This window comes from Porcibacter vitabionis (assembly GCF_046263795.1).
Classification (GTDB): domain Bacteria; phylum Bacillota; class Clostridia; order Lachnospirales; family Lachnospiraceae; genus Lachnocurva.
This window is the reverse complement of sequence record NZ_JBJYZD010000026.1, coordinates 1-2,711: the sequence shown is the minus strand read 5'-3', so window position 1 is coordinate 2,711 and position 2,711 is coordinate 1. Positions and strand designations below refer to the sequence as shown.

At 50.2% G+C, this 2,711-nt stretch carries 3 protein-coding genes; all 3 read left to right on the top strand.

Translation table 11 applies throughout. From position 1 onward, the window contains the following. The first annotated feature begins 100 nt into the window (after window positions 1-100). Window positions 101-526 carry an IS66 family insertion sequence element accessory protein TnpA gene (gene tnpA, locus ACKX2L_RS11400; RefSeq protein WP_497552171.1) on the top strand — a complete coding sequence of 142 codons (426 nt, stop codon included), beginning with the start codon at window positions 101-103 and terminating at the stop codon, window positions 524-526. After that, window positions 520-894, top strand: coding sequence for an IS66 family insertion sequence element accessory protein TnpB (gene tnpB, locus ACKX2L_RS11395; protein WP_497552170.1), 375 nt, complete (start codon window positions 520-522; stop codon window positions 892-894). Before tnpA ends, tnpB begins: the two co-directional genes overlap by 7 nt. Window positions 895-992: 98 nt before the next feature. Further along, window positions 993-2,615 (top strand): IS66 family transposase, encoded by a 1,623-nt coding sequence (gene tnpC / locus ACKX2L_RS11390; protein ID WP_497552169.1) that lies wholly within the window; start codon window positions 993-995, stop codon window positions 2,613-2,615. Window positions 2,616-2,711: the final 96 nt, after the last annotated feature.

Sequence of the window (2,711 nt, the reverse complement as noted above, 5' to 3'; positions counted from 1 at the left end):
GTAAGCGATTTATCTAAGGGCGGATTTACCGCCAACAGAAAGCCTCCTAAAATGTGAGATTGTAAGCATTTTACTCTATTCACTTGTGAGGAGGCTGACAATGAGTTCCAGAGCCCAAATCATGCCAGAAGAAAAACGCATTGAGCTGATCAATGAGTGCCGTCGGTCCGGACTTTCGGATGCCGAATGGTGCCGGCAGAACGGTATTAAACCAAGCACTTTTTATATGTGGGTCAAACGGTGCAGGGAAACCTGTGCCGGAAAGAAACTGATCCCCAGAAATCCGGGAGGGATGCCGGCCAGTCCCATCTCTCAGGAAGTCGTCCCTGTATCGATTGTTCCGGAAGAGATTTCCGTGGAACATAGCTCTTCCGTTCCTGCCCTGCAGGTTCCGGAAGAGATGCACCTTGACAATTCACATCAGATTGAGATCCTCACAGACGGGATCACGATCCGGATCCGCAATGATGCCAGTTCCTATGCCATCAGCCGTGTCTTCCGGCATCTGAAGGAGATCAAATGTTAGGCGATATCTCCGGCGTAGACCATATCTATCTGGTGACCGGTTACACAGATATGAGACGTTCCATTGACGGACTGTGTGCCATCATCGAAGATCAGCTGCGCATGGATCCTTATTCGAATTCTCTCTTCCTGTTCTGCGGGAAACGGCGCGACCGCATCAAGGCGATCCTGCACGAACCGGATGGCATGGTCCTTCTCTATAAACGGCTCACGGTACGCGGTCATTATGAATGGCCCCGGAATAAAACGGAGGTCCGCGATCTTACCTGGCGCCAGTTTGACTGGCTGATGTCCGGCTTAAAGATCGATCAGCCAAAGGCTCTTCAGACGGATGATCTTTCCCTTCAACTGCCCGAAAACAGAGGCTGAAAAAGTGCTGTAAATGGCGTAAAATCAAGGCTTTCAGGCTTTTCTCCATAGCCGGTCTCTGGTATAATATAGGTATCAATTCGGAAGGAGAATTCACCGTGGGAACCAGTGCTGCTGATCTGAAAAATCGTGAATTACGCGACACGATCAAACAGCTGAATGCCACGATCGCATCCTTGAATTCTCTGATCAAAACCCTTCAGACGACCATATCTGAACAGAACACGCGCGAACAGAATTATAAAGAGCAGATCGATTATCTGACCAAAAAGCTTTTTGCACACTCCAGCGAAAAGAATGTCGGAGACATCCCGGGGCAGATGAGCCTGTTCAATGAAGCCGAAATGATCCATGAACTTCCTCCGGAAGATGAAGTCGTTCCGGTCAAAGGACACACCAGAAAGAAGAGATCGGATCACAGCGAACTTTTCAAAGGAATCCCGGTGGAAAAGGTCGTTGTTCCTCTTCCGGAAGATCAGAAGACCTGTCCGGCCTGCGGAACGCAGATGGAGAAAGTCGGCGAGGAATTTCAGCGCCGTGAGCTTCAGTACATACCGGCGAAGGTAAAAGTCATCGAGTACTATAGTGAGAACTATGTCTGTCCGAACTGCAAGAAATCACTGGGTGACGCTGAAAAGCCGGTCTTTGTGAAATCGCATGTTCCGGAGGCTCTGATCCAGAAGAGTTATGCCTCTGCTTCCACAGTCGCATGGGCCATGTACCAGAAATACGCCAACAGCGTTCCTCTCTACCGCCAGGAGAAAGACTGGCAGCAGTACGGGGTGGCATTGAAAAGATCAACTCTGGCGAACTGGATCATCCAGTGTTCCAGGACTTATTTTTCCCCGGTCTATGATTACATGCACCGAAGGCTGATCCAGCGCCGTTATGTCATGGCTGATGAAACCCGGATGCAGGTGCTGAAGGAAGACGGCCGGCGGGCGCAGACGCAGTCCTTTCTCTGGTGTTTCCGGAGTGGTGATGACGGGCTTCCGCCGATCATCCTTTTCCATTATTCACCGACAAGAAATGGGGATGTTGCCAAAGAATTCCTGGATGGATTCAATGGTTATCTGGAGACCGATGGCTACCAGGGCTATAACAAAGTGCCGGAGATCAAGCGATGCACCTGTTTTGCACATCTGCGGCGATACTTCATCGATGCCATCCCAAAAGGAAAGCAGTTCGATTACAGTCAGCCTGCAGTGCAGGGAGTGGAATACTGCAACCGGCTGTTCCGGCTGGAACGAGTGATCAACAGCACCTGTAACGGTGACTACGATAAGAGAAAAGAACTCCGTCTCGAAAAAGAAAAGCCTGTTCTGGATGCTTTCTGGAAGTGGCTGGATCTGCAGAAACCGGTCCGCGGATCTCGTTTCGAGAAGGCGGTGAACTATGCCCAAAACCGCCGGGAGACATCGATGACCTATCTGGAAGACGGGCACTGCAGCCTTTCGAACAACAATACCGAACTCGTGATTCGTGCGTGCACCGTCGGCCGGAAGAACTGGCTGTTCAGTGATACCGTTGGAGGAGCGGAAGCCAGTGCCACGGTTTATTCGATTGTAGAATCAGCCAAGGCCAATGGGCTGAATGTTTATCAATATCTTATCTTTCTTCTTGATCACCGTCCTTGTGATGGAATGACGGATGACGCGCTGGAACAGCTGATGCCGTGGAGCATCAATGCCATAAGAGCGGGTCTGCCGGACACCCATTGAAAATCTGATGTGAATGAAAATAGAATCCGCCGTTTCAGATCTATTCTGAAATAGCGGTGTTCTTCTAGGGCTGACGCCCTAAGATAACTCGCTTAC

Coding starts and splice junctions, on each gene's coding strand:
- tnpA (WP_497552171.1), top strand. CDS start 101: ATGAGTTCCAGAGCCCAAATCATGCCAGAAGAAAAACGCATTGAGCTG.
- tnpB (WP_497552170.1), top strand. CDS start 520: ATGTTAGGCGATATCTCCGGCGTAGACCATATCTATCTGGTGACCGGT.